Annotated in this window: 15 protein-coding genes and 1 pseudogene; 8 read left to right on the forward strand and 8 right to left on the reverse strand. The window is 67.8% G+C overall.

Annotated features, from left to right (window positions below; genetic code table 11):
• Positions 1–4 precede the first annotated feature (4 nt).
• Positions 5–1,474, reverse strand: a complete 1,470-nt coding sequence (locus ABH915_RS01870; protein ID WP_370117188.1) for a peptide MFS transporter — start codon at positions 1,472–1,474, stop codon at positions 5–7.
• Positions 1,475–1,648: 174 nt separating this feature from the next.
• Positions 1,649–2,818: an alcohol dehydrogenase catalytic domain-containing protein gene (locus tag ABH915_RS01875; protein ID WP_370117191.1), complete on the reverse strand. Its 1,170-nt coding sequence runs from the start codon at positions 2,816–2,818 to the stop codon at positions 1,649–1,651.
• A gap of 470 nt (positions 2,819–3,288) precedes the next feature.
• Here ABH915_RS01875 and ABH915_RS01880 point away from each other — a divergent pair.
• Positions 3,289–3,909: pseudogene (locus ABH915_RS01880) on the forward strand (sialate O-acetylesterase); the annotation flags it as partial.
• Here the strand turns inward: ABH915_RS01880 and ABH915_RS01885 are convergent.
• Both ABH915_RS01885 and ABH915_RS01890 read right to left on the reverse strand, forming a co-directional pair.
• On the reverse strand, positions 3,846–4,223 hold the full coding sequence (locus ABH915_RS01885) for a hypothetical protein (protein WP_370125055.1): 378 nt from the start codon (positions 4,221–4,223) through the stop codon (positions 3,846–3,848). The pseudogene ABH915_RS01880 and the gene ABH915_RS01885 overlap by 64 nt on opposite strands.
• Positions 4,224–4,271: 48 nt before the next feature.
• Positions 4,272–4,460, reverse strand: coding sequence for a hypothetical protein (locus tag ABH915_RS01890; RefSeq protein WP_370125056.1), 189 nt, complete (start codon positions 4,458–4,460; stop codon positions 4,272–4,274).
• Positions 4,461–4,621: 161 nt separating this feature from the next.
• Here ABH915_RS01890 and ABH915_RS01895 point away from each other — a divergent pair, with 161 nt between their 5' ends.
• A complete protein-coding gene (locus ABH915_RS01895) occupies positions 4,622–5,149 on the forward strand; it encodes a hypothetical protein (protein WP_370125057.1) in 528 nt (175 codons plus the stop codon).
• A 392-nt stretch (positions 5,150–5,541) separates the two neighbouring features.
• On the opposite strand, the gene ABH915_RS01900 is transcribed toward ABH915_RS01895, so the two are convergent.
• Positions 5,542–7,020: an amidase gene (locus tag ABH915_RS01900; RefSeq protein ID WP_370117194.1), complete on the reverse strand. Its 1,479-nt coding sequence runs from the start codon at positions 7,018–7,020 to the stop codon at positions 5,542–5,544.
• A gap of 287 nt (positions 7,021–7,307) precedes the next feature.
• Between ABH915_RS01900 and ABH915_RS01905 the strand changes: the two genes are divergently transcribed.
• The 3 genes from ABH915_RS01905 to ABH915_RS01915 all read left to right on the forward strand — a co-directional run bounded on the left by ABH915_RS01905 (position 7,308) and on the right by ABH915_RS01915 (position 8,977).
• Complete coding sequence (locus ABH915_RS01905) at positions 7,308–7,634, forward strand: rhodanese-like domain-containing protein (protein ID WP_370117197.1); 327 nt, start codon at positions 7,308–7,310, stop codon at positions 7,632–7,634.
• A gap of 44 nt (positions 7,635–7,678) precedes the next feature.
• Complete coding sequence (pheA, locus tag ABH915_RS01910) at positions 7,679–8,662, forward strand: prephenate dehydratase (protein WP_370117200.1); 984 nt, start codon at positions 7,679–7,681, stop codon at positions 8,660–8,662.
• A gap of 93 nt (positions 8,663–8,755) precedes the next feature.
• Complete coding sequence (locus ABH915_RS01915; protein WP_018774949.1) at positions 8,756–8,977, forward strand: hypothetical protein; 222 nt, start codon at positions 8,756–8,758, stop codon at positions 8,975–8,977.
• A gap of 39 nt (positions 8,978–9,016) precedes the next feature.
• Here ABH915_RS01915 and ABH915_RS01920 read toward each other — a convergent pair whose 3' ends face one another.
• The gene (locus ABH915_RS01920) at positions 9,017–10,081 is read right to left on the reverse strand and encodes a diacylglycerol kinase family protein (protein WP_370117202.1); all 1,065 of its coding nucleotides are present in this window, start codon (positions 10,079–10,081) and stop codon (positions 9,017–9,019) included.
• A 78-nt stretch (positions 10,082–10,159) separates the two neighbouring features.
• Between ABH915_RS01920 and serS the strand changes: the two genes are divergently transcribed.
• Positions 10,160–11,440: a serine--tRNA ligase gene (serS, locus tag ABH915_RS01925; RefSeq protein WP_370117204.1), complete on the forward strand. Its 1,281-nt coding sequence runs from the start codon at positions 10,160–10,162 to the stop codon at positions 11,438–11,440.
• A gap of 146 nt (positions 11,441–11,586) precedes the next feature.
• Complete coding sequence (locus ABH915_RS01930) at positions 11,587–12,507, forward strand: HAD family hydrolase (protein WP_370117207.1); 921 nt, start codon at positions 11,587–11,589, stop codon at positions 12,505–12,507.
• Between the two features lie 50 nt (positions 12,508–12,557).
• Here ABH915_RS01930 and ABH915_RS01935 read toward each other — a convergent pair whose 3' ends face one another.
• Positions 12,558–13,157: a MarR family transcriptional regulator gene (locus ABH915_RS01935; protein WP_018774945.1), complete on the reverse strand. Its 600-nt coding sequence runs from the start codon at positions 13,155–13,157 to the stop codon at positions 12,558–12,560.
• A 190-nt stretch (positions 13,158–13,347) separates the two neighbouring features.
• Here ABH915_RS01935 and ABH915_RS01940 point away from each other — a divergent pair, with 190 nt between their 5' ends.
• Positions 13,348–15,756, forward strand: coding sequence for a phosphoketolase (locus tag ABH915_RS01940; protein WP_370124913.1), 2,409 nt, complete (start codon positions 13,348–13,350; stop codon positions 15,754–15,756).
• Positions 15,757–15,772: 16 nt separating this feature from the next.
• Here the strand turns inward: ABH915_RS01940 and ABH915_RS01945 are convergent, their stop codons facing one another.
• Positions 15,773–16,525, reverse strand: a complete 753-nt coding sequence (locus ABH915_RS01945; protein WP_370124914.1) for a DUF429 domain-containing protein — start codon at positions 16,523–16,525, stop codon at positions 15,773–15,775.
• Positions 16,526–16,567: the final 42 nt, after the last annotated feature.

A 16,567-nucleotide genomic window follows, 5' to 3' on the forward strand; every position in this document is an offset into this window, starting at 1 on the left:
CGGGTCAGCGTACGCCGCCCATGAGCTTCTTGATCGCCGGTGAGGCCACTGCCAGGCCCACAGCCAGCAGGATGGCGGTGCCGCCCACGCCGATGAAGTACGGCAGTTCGTCCTCCGGGTTGTACAGGCCTGACAGGATGCCGGCCAGTGTGGTGCCCAGGGACACGGACAGGAAGAACAGCGCCACCATCTGGGTGTGGAAGGCCTTCGGCGCCAGCTTGGTGGTGACGGAGAGCCCGATGGGGGACAGGAACAGTTCCGCCAGGGTGAACAGCAGCAGGATTCCGGCCAGTGCCAGCAGGGGGGTCTTCCCGTCGCCGGAGAGCGGAATGAACGCCAGGAAGGCCAGGCCCATCACGAACAGGCCGATGGAGAATTTCAGTGCCGAACCCGGCTGCTTGCGGCCGAGCCGGGTCCAGAGGGCAGCCATGATGCCGGCGAAGATGATGATGAACACCGGGTTGATGGACTGGACCCAGGCGGCCGGCATTTCCCAACCGAACAGGTTCCGGTCGAGCTTCTCTTCCGAGTACACGGCGATGAAGGTGAACTGCTGCTGGAACAGGGCCCAGAACGCGGCGGAGGCGATGTACAGCGGGATGAACGCTGCGACGCGTCCGCGTTCGGTGGCGGTGACCTTCTTGCTGCTGAAGATCAGGGTGAAGTAGAGAACGGAAGCGCCGATTGCGGCGTAGGCCATGGAGGTGGCCAGGTTCTCGGCGTTGACGGTGCCGGTCAGGAGCAGCACTGCGATGACCGCGGTGATCCCGGCGAAGATCAGGCCGTACTTCTTGCGCTGCCCATCCGGGAGGGGGTGCGCCACCCGGTGGCTCTGGGCGGGGAGCTTGCTGCGGCCCCGGGCGTACACAACCAGGCCGACGGCCATGCCGACGGCGGCAGCGCCGAAGCCCCAGTGGAAGCCCTGGCTTTCCTGCAGCCAGCCGGTGACGAGGGGGCCGATCAGTGCGCCGGCGTTGATGCCCATGTAGAAGATGGAGAACCCGGCGTCGCGGCGTTCGTCCTTCTCCCCGTACAGGGTGCCGACGAGTGCGGTCGCGTTGGCCTTCAGCCCGCCGGAACCGACGCCAACCAGCACCAGGCCGGCAATGAGGCCGGACGTGCCCGGCACCAGGGCCAGGGCGATGTGGCCACCCATGATCATGATGGCCGAGCCGAACAGCACGCGCTCGGAACCGAACAGCCGGTCCGCGAGCCACGCACCCAGGATGGTGGAGAGGTACACGCCGCCGCCGTAGGCGCCGACGAGACCGGCCGCCAGGCCCTGGTCAATTCCGAGGCCGCCCTTTTCGGCGGAGAAGTACATGTAGTAGAGCAGGATTCCCTGCATGCCGTAGAAGGAGAAGCGCTCCCACATTTCTACGGAGAAGAGGCTGGCCAGCATCTTTGGGTGGCCAAAAAACGAGGTATCGGCCGGCGTTGTAGCGGGTCGAGTGTCTAAATGAGTTGTGCTCATTTACTTAATGCTGACATTGTGAAGCGCGATTGTCACATTCGCGGCAGGCCCGGGGCAAGTATCCCGGACGGCGTTTCGCCCGATTTTCCCGGATTCCGGCGCCCTGCCCGGCCCGCCGAAAGCCGCTGCGCAGCAGGTTCGGCGGGTGGGTTCGGCGGGCCTGTCAACAGGCTGTCAGGAGGTCGTGGCGGCTGCCTCGCCGGTGTGCCCGGCGGCCGCCTCCCCGGTGTCCTCGGCGGCGTCGTACATGATGACCTGCCGGATGGCGTGGCCGTCTGCCAGCTGGTCCATCGCCTGGTTGATGTCGGCCAGGGCGATGCGGTCCGAGATCAGCTCCTCGACGGGCAGTTTCCCGTCCCGCCACAGCTGGGCGTATTTCGGGATGTCCCGCGACGGGACTGCGGAACCAAGGTAGCTGCCCACGATCGTCCGGGCTTCGGCGGTGACGGTCAGCGGCGCCAGCTGGGCGCGCGCATCGGGGGAGGGCAGCCCGGCCGTGACGGTGGTGCCGCCGGGGGAGGTGGCGGCGAACGCGGTTTCGAACGCGCGCGGATTTCCCGCGCACTCGATCACGAACCTGGCTTTGACCCCGGCGTCGAGGACCTGCTGCGGGGTGTACGTTTCGTGGGCGCCGAGGCGGCGGGCGTGATCGAGTTTCTGCTCCAGCGTGTCCACAGCGACAATCCGCGAGATTCCTTGCGAGATGGCGGTGATGAGCGCCGCCATGCCCACCCCTCCGAGCCCGACGATCATGATGCTGTCCTCCGGGCGGGGCCGGGCCGCGTTGAGCACCGCGCCGCCGCCGGTCAGCACGGCGCAGCCCAGCACTGCCGCAATGTCCGCGGGGATGTCGTCGTCCACCGGCACGGCGGAAGCGCGGTCCACGACGGCGTGGGTGGCGAAGCCGGAGACGCCCAGGTGGTGGTGGACGGGCTTGCCGTCGCGGCTCAGGAGCCTGGAGCCGTGCAGCAGGGTCCCGTCATTGTTGCTCTTGGAACCTGCCGTGCAGGGCAGCCGGCCGTCCTCGGCGCAGTTCGCGCAGTTCTCGCAGCGGGGCAGGAAAGACATGACCACGCGCTGGCCGGGCTGCAGGTCCGTGACGGCGGGACCGACCGTCACGATGCGGCCCGCGGCCTCGTGGCCCAGCAGCATGGGTACCGGCCGGACCCGGTTGCCGTCGACAACGCTCAGGTCCGAGTGGCAGATCCCGGCGGCCTCCATCCGGACGAGGATCTCGGTGGGCCCGGGAGCCGCCAGTTCCAGCTCGGAGATGCTGATCGGCTTTGATTCCGCGAAGGGGCGCGGGCGGCCGATTTCCTCAAGTACTGCACCGGTGATCTTCATCGATCCTCTTTCGCGGCCTGGTCGGGTTTGAGTGAACGATAGCCGTCTGCCGCTGCCAGCGTCCATTTGGCGGCCGACGGCGGTTTGCCGACCGTACGGTGCCAGACTGCCAGACTGCCAGACTGCCAGACTGCCGGACTGCCGGACTGCCGGACCCAGGCGCTGCCGCCCGTACGCCAGCGCCTGCCGCCGCCGGCGTCGGATGCCGGTGCAAGAAAAACCCAAGGTAGCTCGACAAGAGTAAGACAATGGTTCGCTGGGGCAAGCTTTGTTGTCCCCCAAATTCGGCAGCGCCGGCCGCGGGGACATTGCCTTCACTCAGGTCGGCCTCCATCCCGCGGCTTATCCGGTGGCACCGTTTCCTGATCGGTTTGGTGGTTTCCGGGCTGGTGGCAGCGGCTATGGTGCCTGCGCAGGCCGCAACGGTCATCTCCACTCTCCACGTCTTTCTCGCGGTTGGGCAATCCAACATGTCCGGGCGGGGCCTTCCCATCGGCGGCACGGCAGACGCCGTGGACCCGCGCATCTTCCAGTACGGAGCGAACAACCGCACTTTCCGGCCTGCCACGGTACCGCTGGACATGCACGACACCCCCAGCGGTATTTCGCCCGCGACAACGATGGTCCGGGAGTATTTGAAAACCCAGCCCGCCGACGTCGGAGTCCTCATCATCCCCGCGGCCCACGGCGACACCTCGTTCACAAGCACGGCGGGAACCCTGACGTGGTCCGTTGGCGCCGCATCCGCCCCGGACTACGACCTGCCGGCGCTGGCGGTCAAGCAGACGATGAGCGGCATCGCGGCAGCGAAGGCGGCTGGCTACGCGGTCGACCTCAAAGGGATCCTGTGGCATCAGGGCGAGAGTAACTCCGCCACGAGCACGGCCTCCTACAGCGCGAAGCTGGACCAACTCATTGCCTTCTTCCGCAGCCGGCTGTCCGCGCCGACGCTGCCCTTTGTCGTCGGGCGCATGACGCCGGAAAGCATTGCCGGCATACCGGGCCGGGCCAATGTGGACAAGAGCCATTACCAAACCCCGGACCGCGTGGCATATACAGGTTTCGCGCCCTCGATGGCCTGCGCCCTGAACGTGGGGGACACCACCCACTTCTCGCGGGCGGGGATCGAATACCTCGGGCGGACATTTCTTGCCGGATATCGGCAGGCGGTCGCGAACACCCAGGCGTCGCCCGTCGCCACCCCGGCCCTCAGCGTGCCCAACTGTGCGGGCCGGGCCATCGCCATGGACCCAACACGATTCCTGGACACCAGGATTTGGCCGGGCCGGGTGGCCGCGGGCAAGTCGGTGACCTTCCGCGTCGCCGGTGTGCGGGGCGTTCCGAAAAGCGTGTCCGCGGTGGTGGTGAATCTGACGGTGACCTCGGCGACGTCGTCCGGCGCCATCACCGCCTATGCCGCCGGAACAGCCAAACCGGGCATCTCGAACCTGAACTATGTTGCGGGGCGGACCGTTTCCCACCTCGCCACAGTGCCACTTGGGACGGACGGACGGATGACGCTCACGAACACCTCATCCGGGTCGGTGCATTTGATCGCCGACGTGTCCGCGTACTTCCACGCCGGCACGCCGAGCGCCCCGGGGGTCTTCAGCGCCGTCCGGCCCACCCGGCTGCTCGACACGGGCTCCTCCTCCGGAGCCGTTGCCGGCGGGCGGGCGGTGTCCTTCGCAGCCGGCGGCACGACGGGTATCCCGGCCAACGCGTCGGCGGTGGTCCTGAAAATCACGGCATCCGGGACAAAGTCGCTGGGCTACCTGACCGCATACGCCACGGGGTCCCCCGATGCCGAGCACGTCCAATTTGAACTACTCCGCGGGCCAGACGGTGTCCAACGTTGTTGTGGTTCCCGTCGGGACCGACGGGAAAGTGACGGTGGCGAACACGTCGTCCGGATCGGCGCAGATCATCGCAGACGTCACCGGGTACTTCCTGCCCGGCAAACCTACCCAGGTTGGCGCCCTGCGAGCCTTGAACCCCACGCGGTTCCTGGACACGCGGGTCACCTCCGGCCCCGTCGCGGCGGGCGGCTCAGTCACTATCCACGTGCGCGGTGTCAAGGGGATTCCCACCACCGTGGCCGCCGTCGTAGTCAACCTGACCGTCACCGAGTCAAAATCCATCGGGTACCTCACTGCATTCGCCTCGGGCTCGTCCACGCCGAACGCCTCGAACCTCTCCTACCAGCGTGGTCAGGCGGTTGCCAACCTCGCAGTGGTCCCGGTGGGGCCCGACGGCAACGTCAAGATCACGAATACCTCGAGCGGCTCGGTGCAGATCATCGCCGACGTCGCCGGCTACTTCCGCGGGTAGGGCTGCGGTCCGTCGAGGGCGGGGTGGCTGGTTTTCTGTGCCCCACCGGGGGGGCATGCCCATTTTTGGTGCCCTCGCGTGGACGTTGGCTGGGTTTTTGTTGGGGACATGCCCATTCTTGGCGCCCTCGCGTGGACGGTGGCTGGGTTTTTGTTGGGACATGCCCATTCTTGGCGCCCTCGCGTGGACAGGATGGCATTATGTCCACTCGTCTCCGCCACGGGTGGGCATGACCGTGATGAGCACTGGACATGTCCATCGCGCGGCGTGAGGAATGGGCACGTCCCCAGGCATGGAGGATGGGCATGTCCCGTGGCCGACGTGAGTTCCGGACATGTCCACTGCCAGGCGTGGAGGACGGGCATGTCCCAGGGTGATTACCGGGTCCTTGGCTAGAAGCCCAACTGGGCGGCCACCTGCAGCAGCAGGCCCTCGGAGCCCATCGGCCCGATCAGCTGGATGCCCATCGGCAGGCCGGAACCCGGGGCGCCGCCGGTCCAGTGCACCGGGATGCTGATGGCCGGCAGCCCGCAGACGTTGACCATGGATGACCACGGCGCGTATTCGCACTGTTTGCGGTAGTCGCCGTCGGCGTCGCCCGCCCACTCCGCGGCCGGCCAGTAGCCTCCGCCGTGGGTCGCGCCCGTGAACCAGCCCACCGGGCGGGGTGTCTGCGCCAGGGCCGGCGTCACTATGAGGTCCCAGTGGTTGTACTGGGCAATCGTGTCCTGCTGGAACTGCCGGAGGAATCCGAGGGATTCGTTGAGTTTGGCTGCGCTGCGCTGCTGTGCCCGCCGGCGGAAAGTCCTGGTGAGCGGCGTCAGGAGCGCCTCGCGCTGCGGCGAGATGCGCGCGCTGCCAATGCCTGCCGTCCAGGCTGCGGTGAAAGCCTCCGGGTAGCGGTTGTCATAGCGAATTGCGGCTTCCGAGGTCTCGTGCCCCGCCGCCTCCAGCCGCGAGGCACCGTCCGTCAGCGCGTCGAGCGCCTCACGGTCCGGGATGAAGGGAAACTTCGCTTGCCACGGGCTGTCCAGGCTTACGCCGATCCGTAGCCGGCCGGGCTCTCTGGCGGTCAGTTCGAGGTAGCTGGCGTCCGCCCGTCCGGCACCGGCCGGGCCGTCCGCCCGTCTGCCACCGGCCGCACCATGGGGGTCCGGGCCGGGCACCAGGGCATCGAGCAGCAGTGCGGCGTCGGCGGCGGAGCGGGCGAGCGGGCCGGCAACTACGAGCTGTGCGGGATCGCCCGAGCTTTCCCCGGCCGGCACGAGCCCACGTCCGGGCTTCAGGCCGACCAGCCCGCACGCCGCGGCCGGGATCCGCACGGAGCCCCCGCCGTCGGACCCGGGGGCGAACGGCAACAGCCCCGCGGCCACGGCGGCAGCGCTGCCGCCCGAGGAGCCGCCCGAACTGCGGCTGAGTGCATGCGGATTGCGCGACGGCGGGGCGATCAGGTTCTCGCTGTAGGCGGTCAGGCCGAACTCCGGGACCTGCGTCTTGCCCAGCGAGAGGACCCCGGCGGCCTTGAGCGCGGCGGGCAGTGCGCCGTCGGCCAGGGCCGGCTTGCGTTCCAGGGCCGCGCTTCCATGCGTGGTGACGACCCCTGCCACATCCGTCAGGTCCTTGAAGGCGACCGGCATTCCATGCAGTGGGGGCAAAGCGCCGCAGCGTCGGCTCCGGAGGACGTAGCGCCGGTCAGCAGCCGTGGCGTCTTTCTGTGCCTGTTCCGCGGTGACGGTGAGGAAGGCCCCGAGGTGCGGATTCTGGGCTTCAATGCGGTCCAGGAAGTGATCGGTGGCCGCCCTCGCGGACAGCTCCCCGGAACGGAGCGCATCGCGGAGCTCGACGGCGGAGAGTTCGTGGATTTCAGCCAAGGAGGCGGGACTCCGGCCATACCGGGGGCCGGGAGGCCCGGATCCGCGGGGGACATGCCCATTCCTGGGGACAGCGGAAGGACACAATGGCATCATGCCCAGCGCTCACGGCCAGGGGAGGGCATGTCCCGTGGCGGGGGCCGCGGACCGGCCGCTCCGCGGGGTGTTCGGCAGCCATGAGTCTCCTTTGCGGTCTCCAGAAGCGTAACGTGCCGCCAGCGGGGGTGCGCTGCCAACGCCGGGGGATACGCTGGGATCGGAGCTTGAATTCTGCGGAAAGGGTGAACATGAGCGACTTCCAGAGCGTAAGCGTGTCTGGCATCCCCGATGGTGCCAAGATCGTGGACGTCCGCGAGGGCTATGAATGGGTTGCGGGCCACGCCGAGGGGGCCCTGCACATTCCCATGGACCAGTTGCCGGCCCGGATCGAGGAGCTGGACCCGGACGAGGACGTCTACGTCATTTGCCGCACCGGCGGCCGCTCCTTCCGGGCCACCCAGTGGCTGGTGGGCATGGGGTATTCCGCCGTGAATGTGGCCGGCGGCATGGACCAGTGGGTCGAGACCGGCCTGCCGCTGGTATCCGACAACGGCCTCAAACCGGTCGTCCTGTAACTGAGTCCTGTAACTGAGCCCTGTAACTGAACAAGGAAGAACTGATGCCCGCACCAACGCCCACCTACACATTCCTTGGACCCGAGGGCACCTTCACCGAGGCGGCCCTGATGCAGGTCCCGGACGCGGCGGACGCCATCCGAATCCCGTCCTCGAATGTGAACACGGCGCTGGACAGGGTGCGGGACGGCTCCGCCGACGCGGCCATGGTGCCGATCGAAAACTCGGTCGAGGGCGGGGTCACAGCCACCCTCGACGCCATCGCCACCGGCCAGGAACTCAGGATCCTCCGGGAGGCCCTGGTGCCCATCAGCTTCGTCCTGGTGGCAAGGCCCGGCGTGGCGCTCGGGGACATCCGGCGCGTCTCCACCCACGGTCATGCCTGGGCCCAGTGCAGGCTCTGGGTGGACGCCAATATTCCCAATGCGGAATACATCCCTGGTTCTTCCACCGCCGCTGCCGCCATGGGCTTGTTGGACGGTGACGGCGCCCATTACGACGCCGCGATTTGCGCCCCGATCGTGGCCACCGAACAGCCGGGTTTGACGGTGCTGGCGGAAAACATCGGCGACAACCCCGGCGCCGTCACCCGGTTCGTGCTTGTGGGCCGTCCCGGCGTACTGCCGGCCCCCACCGGTGCGGACAAGACCACTGTCGTGGTGCCGCTGCCCGAAGACCGGCCGGGTGCGCTGATGGAGATCCTGGACCAGTTCGCCACCCGCGGCGTGAACCTGAGCCGGATCGAATCCCGGCCCACCGGGCAGTACCTGGGCCACTATTTCTTCAGCATTGACGCCGACGGCCATGTGGCCGACGCCCGGGTGGCCGACGCGCTGGCGGGGCTTCACCGGATCAGCCCGGCCACCCGTTTCCTCGGGTCCTACCAGCGTGCGGACGGCCACCGGACCAGCGTTGCGCCGCATACCTCTGACCAGGCATTCCGCGCCGCGCATGCGTGGGTGAAAGACATACTGGGCGGCGCATCTGCTGTGCCGGAATATACCCAGGGGGCTTCGCCCAGAGCGTAGGCAAATGCCATATGGCGCTATTCCACGCCCTCCCAACTGTGCGTATGCTTGCCTGATCCATATTGGGGAAATCCCCTACGGGAGGAGCGGGTCATGTCAGGTACCAGCACAGAAAATGACGGCCAGGGAATGATTGTCAATCCCAAGCCGACAGCTGAAAATCAGGACTGGGACGGCGATGACGCCGACCGCGCGGACCGCCTGCGCTTCGAAGAGGAGCAGGCAATGATCCGGGAGCAGTCCGAAGCCCGGGCCGCCAAAGCTGCAGCAGAGGCGAAGAAGGCGGCAGAGGCGAAGAAGGCCGCCAGCGCCTAGGGGCGTGCTCCGCCCGCCCGTGCTCCGGCCGCCGCCGGCCTAGCGGCCGACGGTGCCGTCCTTGACCCGGACCAGCAGGGAGCCCGGGTCCACCTCTACGGTGACCTGCGTGGCCTCGCCGGACGGATCGCCGTCGACCTGGGTGGGCATAGGTTCCGGGCACCGGATGGTGATCTTGCCGCAGCGGTAATACGCCATGACCGGCAGGTCCTTCTTGTGCTTCAGGACGATCTTTGTGTACATGGCCAGCCAGCCGATCGCACTGCGCGGGCTCATCACCACCACGTCCAGCATCCCGTCATCGATCATGGCCTGCGGGATGAAGTCGATTCCCCCGGGGATCAGGCCGCAGTTCGCGAACAAGACGCTGCGGATCTTCCGGGCCTGCTCCGGCTGCCCATCCAGCTCGATGGAGACCTTCTTGCGGCGCCCCAGGAGGTGCCGGGCCCCGGCTTCCGTATAGGCCAGCCAGCCCACTGCCCTCTTCAGGCCGTCAAGGGTGTCGCTGACCACCTCGGCGTCCATGCCGATGCCCGCAATCACCAGGAACGTGTGTTGCGCGGACTCCCCGGTGCGTGAATTTTCCAGCGTGAGCCGTGCCGTATCGATGAACCGCTGGTGCCCGAACAGGGCGGCCTGCACGTTGCCGGGGAGGTCGTTGACCTCCAGATGCACATTGCGGGCCAGGAGGTTCGCGGTGCCCAGCGGGATGACGCCCATGGCGGTGTCCGTCCCGGCGAGGACCTCCGCCACAACGCGCACGGTACCGTCGCCGCCGCCGGCCAGGACGACGTCGGCCCCGTAGGCCACCGCAGCCCGCGCCTGCGAGAAGCCGGGGTCCTCTGCGGTGGTTTCAAAGACGCGGGGCGCCGGCCAGCCGGCCGCCGCGCACTCGGCCTCAATCAGGCCCCGGGCCTCGGCGGCCTTGGCCTTGATGGGGTTCAGGACCACGGCCACCTTCTGGAGGCCCGGGCCCGGGCTGTGGGTTTCCTCCCACACGGCACGGCGGGTGTGCTTGGCCTTCAGCCGGCGCACCCCCCACCAGCTGGAGGCGGCAAAGACCAGGACCCCAGCGATGACGAGGTAGAGCAGCCAGTCGCGCATTGTGATCCAACAGTATCCCGCCAGCGCAGGCGGGCAGGCCTGCCGGGCAACCGTGACCGGATTGGATACTCTTGTCTGGTGATCGACGTAAAAGACCTCAGCGAAAATCCGGACAAGTTCCGTGCCAGCCAGCGCGCCCGCGGCGCCGACGAATCCGCGGTGGACGCGATCATCGCTGGGGACTCGGCCCGGCGCGCAGCCCTGATCCGGTTCGAGAACCTGCGGGCCGAGCAGAATGCGTACGGCAAGAAGGTCGCGCAGGCCAAGGGCGAGGAAAAGCAGGCCCTCCTCGCCGAGGTCAAGGCTCTGGCGGCCTCCGTCAAAGCGGCATCGGCCGAGGCCGATCTCGTCCAGGCCGCCCAGGACGAACTCCTCCGGACCATCCCCAACCTGATCGAGGACGGCGTCCCGGCAGGCGGCGAGGACGACTACATCGTGGTCAAGACGGTGGGCACGCCGCGCGAATTCCCCGACTTCGAGCCGAAGGACCACCTCGAGATCGGTGAGCTGATCGGGGCCATCGACATGGAACGCGGGGCGAAGGTTTCCGGTTCACGCTTCTACTTCCTGCGCGGCGTCGGTGCCCGGCTGGAAATGGCGCTGCTCCAGATGGCCATGGAGCAGGCGATCGACGCCGGGTTCGTCCCCATGATCACGCCCACGCTGGTCCGCCCGGAAACCATGCAGGGCACCGGCTTTGACGTAAAGCACGACGCCGAGATCTACCGTCTCGCCGAAGACGACCTGTACCTCGTGGGCACCTCGGAGGTGGCCCTCGCCGGCTACCACGCCGACGAGATCCTGGACCTTTCGGCCGGCCCCATCCGCTACGCGGGCCAGAGCTCGTGCTACCGGCGCGAGGCGGGCTCGCACGGCAAGGACACCCGGGGCATCATCCGGGTCCACCAGTTCAACAAGGTGGAGATGTTCATCTACACCACGGTTGAGGACGCTGCCGCCGAGCACGCCCGCCTGCTGGCGTGGGAAGAGGAGATGCTGGCCAAGTGCGAGCTTCCGTACCGCGTCATTGACACCGCCGCCGGCGATCTGGGCAATTCCGCGGCCCGGAAGTTTGACTGTGAGGCCTGGGTCCCCACCCAGCGCGCATACCGGGAGCTGACCTCGACTTCGAATTGCACGACGTTCCAGGCGCGCCGGCTGAACATCCGGGAACGGGTTGTCAATGAGGACGGCGCGCCCAAGGGCACGCGGGCAGTCGCCACGCTCAACGGCACCCTGGCCACCACCCGCTGGATCGTGGCCATCCTGGAGCACCACCAGAACCCCGACGGCTCCGTCAACGTCCCGGCCGCCCTGCAGAAGTACCTCGGCGGCATGACCGTCTTCCCCGTCCTCTAGCCCAGGTCCCAACCCCCAGCCAGGCCTTCGACGGCCGCCGGGTAAACACTCACACTGGGGACAGGCTGTGGGTGTTTACCGCGAGTTCACGCCTTGCTGTGGCGTGCGTCCTAGCGGCAGTCGGGGCTCTCTGCTCTACTTGTGAGATGACAACAATGACTGAATCCTCAGTCGCCGGCAACGATGACCGGCGCACCACTAACCAGAACACGGCAGCCCAGAACACGGCGGGCCAGGCCAGCGCGGCCCGGGTGGGAAACTCCCGGAACGGCGCCGGCGACAAGATGATGATCGCCCTGGACGTCGATGGCACCCTCGTGGACCACGACGGGCACATGTCGGTTCCTGTCCGCGAGGCCGCCCAGGCCGTCGTGGCTGCCGGCCACCACGTGATGATCGCCACCGGCCGCTCCCTCAACGCCACATTGCCCGTCATCGAACACATCGGGATCGAGAACGGCTACGCTGTGTGCTCCAACGGCGGTGTGATCCTGCGCGTCGACTCCGGCCTGCCCGAGGGCTACGAAATCCTTCACAAGGCAACGTTTGACCCCGGGCCGGTCCTTCGCGCCCTGCGCAAGCGGCTGCCCTCGGCCAAGTACGCGCTCGAGGACGAGGACGGCAACTTCCTGTCCACCGAACGCTTCCAGGACGCCAGCTTCGGCGTCGAAGCGGTCGGCGTCGACTTCCACACCATGCTGGAGGCAACCGCCGTGCGCGTGGTGGTCTTCAGCTCGGAGAACACACCCGAAGAATTCAACACCGCGATCCGCCACATCGGGCTCGCCGGCGTCACGTATTCGGTGGGCTGGACGGCGTGGCTGGACATCGCCGCTGCCGGTGTCACGAAGGCCAGCGCGCTGGAACAGCTCCGCGACCGGCTCAGCATCGAAACCCACCGCACTGTCGCCGTCGGCGACGGCCGCAACGACATCGAAATGCTGACCTGGGCGCGCCGCGGCGTGGCCATGGGCCAGGCCCCCGTTGAAGTGATTGCCGCCGCGGACGAAGTGACGAAATCGGTCTACGACGACGGCGCCGCGCACGTGCTTCGCAGCCTCCTCTAAGGCCTCGAAGACGCAGTAGGGACGGGCGGTTCCGGCCTGGGGCCGGACGGCTAGCGGACGTCGAGGATGAGGCTCAGGAGCCGCGCCGCAGCGGGCCGGGCCGCGTGCTCCTCGTTCCACTGGGACCGGGCCACGGCTTTGCTCACGGCCTGGGTGGTGATCCCGAGTTCCTCTGCGACTGCCTTCTGCTGACCCCGCACTCCCGGGGTGAGCAGATCCAGTACCCGCCATTCCGCGTGGCTGCGGTCGTGCACAATGTGGCCAAGGAGGCGCAGGACGGCTTCCGCCTCCGCGGCAAGATCGGCCAGCGGGCCCTCCACAGCCACCCGGACGCGGTCCTTGTGGTTCCGGAGACGGTCCACTGCGCGCCGGGCGTAGATCAGCCCGTGGCCGGAGGCGTCCTTGATCTGGTTCGGCAGGGGTTCATTGACCGGGCCCACGCCAATGCCCACGTACCAGCTGCCGCTGCGCAGGGCGATCATGGCCGCTTCCACCGCCTGATGCGGACAGTCCAGGATCCCTTGGACCTCGTCCTCGACAGAACGGTCGAAATCAAGGCGCGCCGGAATGTGCCGCAGGTCCTTGAGGAGCTGCGGCACGCGGTCGCCGTCGCGCCGGCTGTCGGTTTGATTGATGGTCAGCGTGAACATTCTGGATGACACACTACCTGCTGGCATTTGCGGGGCAAGTTGCCGGCGGCCGGTGACGGACCGGGGTTGTGCCCCGTCCGCCGAACGTGTTGCGATGGACCAAATGTGCCGAGGCAGGACCCACGATGCGAGGACCCCAGTGAGCAGTGATGTGACGCGCAGTGACGTGAATGGAACCACCCGCACACAGATGCCGGCCGACGGCCCGGACCTGGACTATGCGGGCCTGGACACAGGGATCCTGGACAGCGCGGCCTTGGACCTGGTGGACCGCTGGTGGCGGGCGGCGAACTATGTCTCCGTGGGGCAAATCTACCTCCGGTCCAATCCGCTGCTGCGCGAACCCCTCCGCGCGGAACACACGAAGTCCAGGCTCCTTGGCCACTGGGGGACCACACCCGGACTGAATTTTGTCTATGCCCACCTGAACCGGGCCATCCGCCGGGACAGCCAGAAGATGCTCTTCATCGCCGGTCCCGGCCATGGCGGCCCCGCGGTGGTGGCCAACGCCTGGCTGGAGGGGACCTATTCGGAAATTTACGGCCACGTTGGTGACGACGAAGCCGGCCTGTCCGAGCTGTTCCGGCAGTTCTCCTACCCTGGCGGCATTCCAAGCCACGCCGCCCCGGAGACCCCCGGATCGATCAGCGAAGGCGGCGAGCTTGGCTACTCGCTGGCACACGCGTATGGGTCAGTCTTCGACAACCCGGACCTGATCACAGCCGTCGTCATCGGCGACGGCGAAGCCGAGACCGGGCCGCTGGCTGCCAGCTGGCATTCGCACAACTTCCTGAACCCGGCCGCCGACGGCGCCGTGCTGCCCATCCTGCACCTGAACGGCTACAAGATCGCCAACCCCACGATTTTGGCCCGCATGCCCGAGGCCCAGCTGGAACAGCTGCTGCGCGGCTACGGGCACGCCCCGCACTTCGTCACTGTGGCCGATCCGGTCGACACCGCCGCGGCACACCGGGATTTCGCGGCCGCACTCGACGCCTGCCTGGCCGGGATCCGGACCATCCAGCAGCGCCACCGAAGCGGCACTGCGCAGGACGGTGCTGCGCAGTGGCCGATGATCGTGCTGCGTTCGCCCAAGGGCTGGACCGGGCCCAAGACGGTGGACGGGAAGCAGGTGGAGGGCACCTGGCGCAGCCACCAGGTCCCGCTGAACGAAGTCCGCACCAACCCTGGGCACCTGAGCCAGCTGCAGCAGTGGCTCGAGTCCTACCGGCCGGCGGAACTCTTCGACGACCGCGGACGCCTGAGGCCGGAGACGGCCAGGAACGCGCCGGCCGGTGCACTGCGGATGAGCGCCACCCCCCATGCCAACGGCGGGATCCTACTGCGCCCGCTCAACCTGCCGGACTACCGCCGGCACGCCGTCGACGTCGCCGAACCCGGCATCGAAAGGATCAGCCCCATGGCGACGCTCGGCCCCTGGCTGCGCGACGTCATAGCGCTGAACCCCGAGACCTTCCGGGTCTTCGGCCCCGATGAGACGGCATCGAACCGGCTGCAGGACGTCTACGAGGCCACCGACAAGGTCTGGCAGTACAGGATTGATGCGCTGGATGAGCATATTGCCCGTGCCGGGCGGGTGATGGAAGTCCTCAGCGAACACCTCTGCCAGGGCTGGCTGGAGGGATATCTGCTGACGGGCCGGCACGGGGTGTTCAACTGCTACGAGGCGTTCATCCACATCATCGATTCGATGTTCAACCAGCACGCCAAATGGCTCAAAGTCCACCGGCAGCTGCCGTGGCGCCAGCCCGTGGCCTCACTGAACTACCTCTTGTCCTCCCACGTGTGGCAGCAGGACCACAACGGCTTTTCGCACCAGGACCCCGGCTTCATCGACCACGCCGTGAACAAGAAGGCCGAAATCATCCGGGTCTACCTGCCCCCGGATGCCAACACGCTGCTGGCCGTGATGGAGCATTGCCTGGCCTCCCGCGACTACGTCAACATCGTGGTCAGCGGCAAGCAGCCCTCGCCAACCTGGCTCGGGCGCGACGCGGCCTCGCACCATTGCCGCCGGGGCCTGGGCATCTGGGAGTTCGCCGGCTCCGAAGTCGCCGGTGAGGAGCCCGACGTCGTCCTGGCCTGCGCCGGCGACGTCCCGACGGTTGAAACCGTCGCCGCGGCCGAGCTCCTGAAGCAGGGGGCGCCCGGGCTGAAAGTGCGGGTGGTCAACGTCGTCGACCTCATGCGGCTCCAGGACGCCAGCGAGCACCCGCACGGGCTGACGGCCCGGGACTTCGACGGCATCTTCACGGCGGACAAACCGGTGATCTTCGCCTATCACGGCTACCCTGCGCTGATCCACCGGCTCACCTACCGGCGCACCAACCGGGAGGGCCTGCATGTGCGCGGCCACAAGGAGGAAGGCACCACTACGACCCCGTTCGACATGGCCATGCTGAACGGAATCGACCGGTTCCAGCTGGCAATTGACGCGATCGACCGGGTCCCCGGACTGTCCGGGAGGCGCTCGCTGCTGCGCCAGTCCCTGCAGGACAGCCGCATGCGGGCCCGCGACCACACCCGGGAGCACGGCGAGGACCCGGCTGAGATCAGCAGCTGGTCGCTGCGGATGTGAGCAGCGACCGCCGGGGCTAGCCCGGGAGCTCGTGCAGCCCGCCCCGGGGCAGGTGGATCCAGCCTTCGGTCAGGGCCGCCGCGGCGTACCCGGGCCCGGGGTGCAGCGTCCGGCCGACGGCGACGGCCCGCGCGGACAGGGAGGCGATGAGGGCATCGAACATGTCATCGGACGCCGCAAGGTCGGCCCGGTACCCGGCCAGGTCCAGCCACGGCGCCTTGACGGCCAGATCCGCCACGGCCGAGGACAGCCTTTCCGCCTCCGGCGCCCCGCGTCCCTTGTAGCCGCGGGCATGGATCCCCCAGAGCTTCAGCGAAGCCGCCGGGTACACCTCGGCAAGCCGGCCGCTGCCGTCCCTGGCCTGCGGCCCGTACTCCCGGGCGATCTTCGCCTGGATCACCGCGCACCGCATCGCCGGGTGGGCCAGCCGGTCCGCGGAGACGCTGAGCGGGATCAGGCCGGTGTGACCGGTGACGAAACGATCGGTGTCCCGGTAGGCCAGCAGCCGGCGGCCCGCGATCCCGTCATGGTCGAGCACCGGGTGGGGGTCGAAGTTCAGGTGCCCGGCGATGAAGGGAAGAAACGCGTCCGGCCAGCCCAAGGGGGAGTCGATCCCCGTCATTGCGCTGGTGCCGAAGAGGCGGAGGATCTCCTCGTCGCCCACGTCCAAAGACAGATGAGCCAGGTGTGCCGCGCCGTCGTCCCATTCAATGACGGCCACCGCCGTCTTCTTCGCGGCGGCAGCGAGGTCGACGCCGAGAGTCCTAATCACCGGGTTCCCGCCAATCGAACAAACGCCAAATGAAAAAAC

It is taken from the genome of Arthrobacter sp. MW3 TE3886 (assembly GCF_041262145.1).
Taxonomy (GTDB): Bacteria; Actinomycetota; Actinomycetes; order Actinomycetales; family Micrococcaceae; genus Arthrobacter.

Coding starts and splice junctions, on each gene's coding strand:
- ABH915_RS01870 (WP_370117188.1), bottom strand. CDS start 1,474: ATGAGCACAACTCATTTAGACACTCGACCCGCTACAACGCCGGCCGAT.
- ABH915_RS01875 (WP_370117191.1), bottom strand. CDS start 2,818: ATGAAGATCACCGGTGCAGTACTTGAGGAAATCGGCCGCCCGCGCCCC.
- ABH915_RS01885 (WP_370125055.1), bottom strand. CDS start 4,223: ATGGCGCCGGACGACGTCGCCGAGGTCACCGTCAGATTCACCACCACC.
- ABH915_RS01895 (WP_370125057.1), top strand. CDS start 4,622: ATGCCGAGCACGTCCAATTTGAACTACTCCGCGGGCCAGACGGTGTCC.
- ABH915_RS01905 (WP_370117197.1), top strand. CDS start 7,308: ATGAGCGACTTCCAGAGCGTAAGCGTGTCTGGCATCCCCGATGGTGCC.
- pheA (WP_370117200.1), top strand. CDS start 7,679: ATGCCCGCACCAACGCCCACCTACACATTCCTTGGACCCGAGGGCACC.
- ABH915_RS01915 (WP_018774949.1), top strand. CDS start 8,756: ATGTCAGGTACCAGCACAGAAAATGACGGCCAGGGAATGATTGTCAAT.
- ABH915_RS01920 (WP_370117202.1), bottom strand. CDS start 10,081: ATGCGCGACTGGCTGCTCTACCTCGTCATCGCTGGGGTCCTGGTCTTT.
- ABH915_RS01930 (WP_370117207.1), top strand. CDS start 11,587: ATGACAACAATGACTGAATCCTCAGTCGCCGGCAACGATGACCGGCGC.
- ABH915_RS01935 (WP_018774945.1), bottom strand. CDS start 13,157: ATGTTCACGCTGACCATCAATCAAACCGACAGCCGGCGCGACGGCGAC.
- ABH915_RS01940 (WP_370124913.1), top strand. CDS start 13,348: ATGCCGGCCGACGGCCCGGACCTGGACTATGCGGGCCTGGACACAGGG.